Raw genomic sequence first — 6050 nt, forward strand, 5'->3', positions numbered from 1 at the left:
GCACCAGTGCCGTCCTCGGAGGCTAGGCGGGGCGGGGCGCGACGTCCGCCCGTTGACTTCCCAGGTGCGCGGCCGTGCTCGCGGGTCCGGGGGCGTTCGCCGACTCGAGGTCCGTTCTCCTCCGGCTCCTGCTCCGTTCTCCTCCGGCTCCCGCGACTGTCCAGGAGTCGTCGCACCCGAGCTCGAGTGCGACGACTCCTGCGCACTCGGCGACGACCGCTGGGACGGGCCCGGCGGCTCCACGACCACGCGGAAGCGCCGTACTGGAGCGCGAGCACGGCGACTTCGGAGGAGTGGCGACCGGCTCGAGTCTGCGGGTCCGCGAGTGCTCGGGAGTCGTCGCAGTCGACGCCGAGTGCGACAAGTTCTGGACAGAGGGGGAGGCTCCGGTGTGAGGGCTCGCGAGTGCTCAGGAGTTGTCGCAGTCGACGCCGAGTGCGACCACTTCTGGACAGTGGGGGGAGGAGCTCCGGGGTGAGGGCTCGCGAGTGCTAAGGAGTCGTCGCAGTCGCGGCCGAGTGCGACGACTTCTGGACAGTGGGCGGCGTCCGAGCAGCGTCAGGGGCCCCGGCAGCACCCGTCAGGGACCCCGGCGGCACGCATCCGGGGGCCCGCGGCACGCGTCGCGCCCGGCACCCGCGACCTAGGGTGAGGGAATGCATCCGCTCGACGCCCAGGACCCGCTCGCGCACTGCCCCGAGCTGTTCGTCCGCACCCCCGAGGTCCGCTCCTACCTCGACGGCAACTCGCTCGGCCGGCCGCTGCGCGCGAGCGTCGCCCGGCTCGCGCGGTTCGCGGAGGAGGAGTGGGGCGGCCGCCTCATCCGCGGCTGGGAGGAGGGCTGGCTCGACATGCCGCTCGAGGTCGGCGACGCCCTCGGCTCCGCGGTGCTGGGAGCCGCGGCCGGGCAGACGATCGTCGCCGACTCCACGACCGTCCTGCTCTACAAGCTCGCCCGCGCGGCGATCGCACGCCAGGCGGAGCAGGGGCGCGACGAGATCGTCGTGGACACCGACAACTTCCCCACCGACCGGTACGTGCTGGAGGGCATCGCGGCCGAGACCGGCAGCACGCTCCGCTGGATCGACTCCGACCCCGGGAGCGGCGTCGGCCCCGACGACCTCGCCCCGGTGCTCGGCGAGCGGACGGCGCTGGTGCTGCTCAGCCACGTCGCGTACCGCTCGGGGTTCCTCGCCGACGCCGCGGCGATCACCGCCCAGGCGCACGAGGCCGGCGCGCTCGTGCTCTGGGACGCCTCCCACTCCGTCGGCTCGGTGCCGCTCGAGCTCGACGAGTGGGGCGCGGACCTCGCGGTCGGCTGCTCCTACAAGTACCTGAACGGAGGCCCGGGGGCGCCCGCGTGGGCGTACGTCGCGTCGCGGCACCAGGACTCGCTCGCGCAGCCGGTGCAGGGCTGGATGGGCGTCGCCGACATGTTCGAGATGGGACCCGGCTACCGTCCGGCCGAGGGGATGCGGCGCTTCCTCAGCGGCACCCCGCCGATCACGGGGATGCTCGCGATGCAGGACATGATCGCGCTGATCGCCTCGGTCGGCATGCCCGCGGTGCGCGCGAAATCGGAGGCGATGACGGCGTACGCGCTGGAGCTGGCCGACGCGTGGCTGGTGCCGCGCGGGGTGCGGGTGGCGACTCCGCTCGATCCCGCCCGGCGCGGCTCGCACGTGACGATCGCGCACGAGTCGTTCGCCGGCCTCGTCCCGCGGCTGCAGGCGGAGGGGATAGTGCCGGACTTCCGCCGACCCGACGGCATCCGGATCGGCCTCTCGCCGCTGTCGACCACCTTCGCCGAGCTGGAGCTGGGCATGGCGGCCGTCCGGGACGCGCTGGACTGAGCGGGCCGGGGCTCGGCGAGGCGGCTGTTCCCGGCCCCACCCCTGGCCTCACCGCGCGTCGCGCGTCCGGCGGGTGCTCTCCTTCTGCAGGGCCTCGACGAGCTCGGCCTTCGTCATGCGCGAGCGGCCGGAGACGTCCAGGCGCTTGGCGAGGTCCATCAGGTGCGCCTTCGTGGCGTTCGCGTCCACTCCGCCCGCCGTCTCGCCCCCGGGGGAGCGGCCGTGGCCCTCGGCGCGGGAGTCGGAGGGGCCGCTCTCGGCCTTGCGCTCCCAGTGGTCGCCGACCTTCTCGTACTCGTGCTTCAGCGCGGCGAAGGCCGTGCGGTGGGCGCGCTCGCCGTCGCCGTAGCTGTCGACGGCCGAGTCGTGCGCGGCCGACCAGAGCTTCTGCGCGTGCTCGTCGGAGCGCTCGATGGTGGACGGGATCTGTTCCTCGCGGGGCATGGCGGCCTCCCTCTCGTCCTCCGACGCTACGTCGGGTCGGAGGCGCCGGTCACCCCGTTGACGAGCGCTCGGCGGGCGCCTCCGTCCCCGGAGCGCACTCGGGAGGCCGCCGCCGGTGTTCTCACCGGGCCGACGCCGATGATGGGGCGATGTTCATCCCGACCAGAGCCGCCGGTCTCGAGGCGCTCGACGACTTCGTCGCCCGCGCCTGCTCTGCCTACGCCCGCGACCGCAACCACGACCTCGGACCGTCCCGGGACAACGTCTCCGGACTCTCGCCCTACCTCCGCCACCGCCTCGTCACCGAGCGGGAGGTCGTCGCCGCGGTCCTCGCGCGGCACCGCCTGACCGCCGCGGAGAAGTTCGTCCAGGAGGTGTTCTGGCGCACCTACTGGAAGGGCTGGCTCGAGCAGAACCCGGACGTCTGGCGCCGCTACCGCCGCGAGGTGGCGGACTCCTCCGCGGGCGATCCTCCGCCCGGCTACCTCGACGCGATCGGCGGACGCAGCGGCATCGACGCGATGGATGCGTGGGTGAGCGAGCTCGTCGAGACCGGGTACCTCCACAACCACACCCGCATGTGGTTCGCGAGCATCTGGATCTTCACCCTCGGACTGCCCTGGCAGCTCGGCGCCGACTTCTTCTACCGGCACCTGCTGGACGGCGACGCCGCGTCCAACACCCTGTCGTGGCGATGGGTCGCCGGCCTGCAGACTCCGGGCAAGACCTACCTCGCCTCCGCGTCCAACATCGCCCGCTACACGGAGGGGCGCTTCTCGCCGAGCGGCCTCGCCACCACGGCCCGCGCGCTCACCGAGGAGCCCTTCCCGCCGCGGGCACCGCTCGAGCAGGACGACGTCGTGGGGACCGTCGGCGCCCGCCCCGGCCTCCTGCTGCACGAGGAGGACCTCGAGGCGGAGAGCCTGCTCGCCGAGCAGCCGGGTCTGGCCGAGCGCCTCGTCGCGTGCCTCGTCGCCGGGGACGCGGGCGGGCGCTCGCCGTCCGGAGTCTCCGACGCGGTCGCCGCCTTCACCGCCGCGGCGCTCGCCGACGCCGCCGAGCGCACCTCCGACTCCAGCGGTCGGCCGGCGCGGGTGCTGGCGGACGCGCGTGCCGCGACGGTCGTCGACTGGGCGGTCTCCGAGCGGATCGACACCGTGGTCGTTCCGTACGCGCCGGTCGGGCCCGTCGGCGAGCGGGTGGAGGCGCTCCGCTCGGCTCTCGCCGACGAGGGGGTCGCGCTCGTCACCGTGCGCCGCCGCTGGGACGGTGCGGCGTGGCCGTCGGCGTCGCGGGGGTTCTTCCCGTTCCGGAAGCGGATCCCGGTGCTGGTGCGCGACCTCGTCGAGCCCGCCGACGCGGCCCGCCTGTTCTGAGCTGCGTTTCGTGAGCCCCGTCCTGCGAGCCGCGTCCTGTAGGCCGCGTCCCGCGAGCCGCGTCCTGTGAGCCCCGTCCCGCGACCCACGTCCTGTGAGCCCCGTCCCGCGGAACCTGCCTGGTCCCGCGGGGCGGGTGCCGCTCAGCCGAGCAGGCGGTCGCGGAGGAAGTCGCTCGCGAAGCGGCCCGAGGGGTCCCACTCGGAGCGGAGGGTGCGCCACTCCTCGAGGTGCGGGTAGAGCGGCGCGATCTCGTCGGCTCCGGCGAGGAAGTGCTTGCCCCAGTGCGGCCGGGCGCCGAGCGGCAGCAGCGCGCCCTCGACGGCGGGGAGCACGGCGTCGACGCCGGCGCGGTCCTTCTTGAAGGTGAAGTGCACGCCGACGCTGTCGCGGCCTCCGGCGGGGGAGAGCCACTGGTCGTCGCCCGCCATGGTCCGCAGCTCCGTGATGAGCAGGACGTCGTCGATCCGCTCGCCGATCGCGCGCAGCGCCACGATCGCCTCGCGGACGTTCGCACGCGGCACCATGTACTCGCTCTGGATCTCGTCGCCCGCGCTCGGCTCGCGGTCGAGGCGGAAGTGCGGCAGGCGCTCGGACCACGGTCCGACGGAGCCGCCGAACGGGTTCAGGTTGGAGTCGACACCCTCCGAGACGGCGAAGAGGCTCGCGGAGGCGGCGACCGCGCCCAGGTGCGTCGCGTCGACGTCGGCGACGGATCCCGCCGCCACCTTGGTCTTCAGCCACAGCTGCTCCACCGTCGGCGAGGACCAGTGGGTCATGAGGCTGACGCTGTAGGCGGAGGAGGTGATCGCGTCGAAGTCGTCGAGCACGCGCTCCCAGGGCAGGTCGACGAACGCGTCCTGGCGGACGTCGAAGGTCGGCTGGATGTCGAGGGTCACGCGGGTGACGATGCCGAAGGCGCCGAGGCCGACGACGACGCCCTCGAAGCCCGGCTCCCCGCGGCGGATCGTGCGCAGCGAGCCGTCGGCGGTGACGAGCTCGAGCGCCGAGACGGCGGAGGAGAGGTTCGCGTTGCGGTCGCCCGAGCCGTGGGTGCCGGTCGCGATGGCGCCGGCGACCGAGATGTGCGGGAGCGAGCCCATGTTGTGCAGGGCGTAGCCGTTGCTGTGCAGGTGTGCGGCGACGACGCCGTAGCGGGTGGCGCCGCCGACGGTGACGGTGCTCGCCTCCGCGTCGATCACGGGGTCGGAGGCGAGGCGCCCCAGGTGCAGCAGTGCGCCGGGGGTGTCGGGCAGGGAGTTGAAGGAGTGGCGGCTGCCGAGGGCGCGGACGCGCTCGTTCTCGCGGACGAGGCGCTGCACCTCCTCGACGGACTCCGGCTCGATGATGGCGGCGGCGCGGTACTCGTAGGTGCCCGCCCAGTTGCTCCGTGAGGTCATGGATCCATTCTGCCGGGTGCGCGGGGGATTTGTTGTTGGTTGCAACGAATGGCCCGGTGGTGCACGGGGACACCGCAGGACGGAACGGCGTGGAGATTGTTCGGGGCGCGCTTCGAGCCCCTGACGGGGAGGACGGCGCTGACCGCGCGCAGACGACCCCGCTCCGATCTGTTCCGGGTGTGCGTGAGCCTCCTGGTCACGATCGTGGTGGTGCTGCTCGTCCTGGCGACGGGGCCGTCGATGCGACGGCGACCCTCGTTCCGGTCCATCTGCTCGGCCGGCCGCTCTCCACCGCCCTCTCCGTGGGCTGGAGCGCCGCCTCCTCCTCGCGCCTCGACGAGCAGGCGCTGCGGAGCACCGCCTCCTTCTCGCGCCTCGACGAGCAGGCGCTGCGGAGCACCGCCGAGGAGGAGGCGCGCGGCGAGCGGCGCCTCCTCTCGCGGATGGCGGGAGCGACCGGGGCGACCGGCACGACGCTGCCGGCGGCGGTGCCGGCGGCGGTGCCGGCGGCGGTGCCGGCGGCGGTGCCGGCGGCGGTGCCGGCGATCGTGGTCACGGTGGCGATCGCGCAGAGGACGGAGTCCCGCAGCGAGCCCCTCTCCCTCGCCGCCGCCCTGCTCGCCGTCGCGAGCTCGTGGGTGCTGATGGTCTTCTCGGTCGCACAGGCCTGCCTGCGCCTCGAGTCGCGGTCGCCCCGGCGGTCGCAGGTGCGCTTCGCCTTCGAGGAGGCGCCGCACTTCAGTGACGACGCGACCCTCGCGCTCCTGCTGTCCACGATGGCGGCCACGGTCTCGGCCGAGATCCGCTCGAGAGAGGGCTGGCGCCTGGTGCGCGCGAACGTCGTCATCGCGTCCGCCTTCGACTCGGTCGTCATCGCGATGACGGTGTCACTGCTGTTCGGCGGACTCGCGGCCTGAGACGGCGGGAGCGGAGCGTCCGGCGGAGCCGGGGGCGGCGGGGTCGGGGCGGGTTGGAGC

General features: G+C 73.9%; 5 protein-coding genes. 3 read left to right on the top strand and 2 right to left on the bottom strand.

All coding sequences use genetic code 11. The annotated features are described in order from the left end of the window. Positions 1-656 precede the first annotated feature (656 nt). Positions 657-1853 (top strand): kynureninase, encoded by a 1197-nt coding sequence (locus tag C5C39_RS16825; protein ID WP_104353921.1) that lies wholly within the window; start codon positions 657-659, stop codon positions 1851-1853. 48 nt (positions 1854-1901) lie between these two features. Here C5C39_RS16825 and C5C39_RS16830 read toward each other — a convergent pair whose 3' ends face one another. Further along, complete coding sequence (locus tag C5C39_RS16830) at positions 1902-2297, bottom strand: ChaB family protein (protein WP_104225169.1); 396 nt, start codon at positions 2295-2297, stop codon at positions 1902-1904. 149 nt (positions 2298-2446) lie between these two features. Here C5C39_RS16830 and C5C39_RS16835 point away from each other — a divergent pair, with 149 nt between their 5' ends. Beyond that, a complete protein-coding gene (locus C5C39_RS16835) occupies positions 2447-3673 on the top strand; it encodes an FAD-binding domain-containing protein (RefSeq protein ID WP_104353922.1) in 1227 nt (408 codons plus the stop codon). Positions 3674-3816: 143 nt separating this feature from the next. Here C5C39_RS16835 and C5C39_RS16840 read toward each other — a convergent pair whose 3' ends face one another. Then, on the bottom strand, positions 3817-5073 hold the full coding sequence (locus tag C5C39_RS16840) for an FAD-binding protein (protein ID WP_104234610.1): 1257 nt from the start codon (positions 5071-5073) through the stop codon (positions 3817-3819). A 302-nt stretch (positions 5074-5375) separates the two neighbouring features. Here C5C39_RS16840 and C5C39_RS16845 point away from each other — a divergent pair, with 302 nt between their 5' ends. Continuing rightward, the gene (locus tag C5C39_RS16845; protein WP_146083971.1) at positions 5376-5990 is read left to right on the top strand and encodes a DUF1345 domain-containing protein; all 615 of its coding nucleotides are present in this window, start codon (positions 5376-5378) and stop codon (positions 5988-5990) included. Positions 5991-6050: the final 60 nt, after the last annotated feature.

The sequence above is a fragment of the Rathayibacter sp. AY1F3 genome (assembly GCF_002931975.1).
Lineage (GTDB): Bacteria > Actinomycetota > Actinomycetes > Actinomycetales > Microbacteriaceae > Rathayibacter.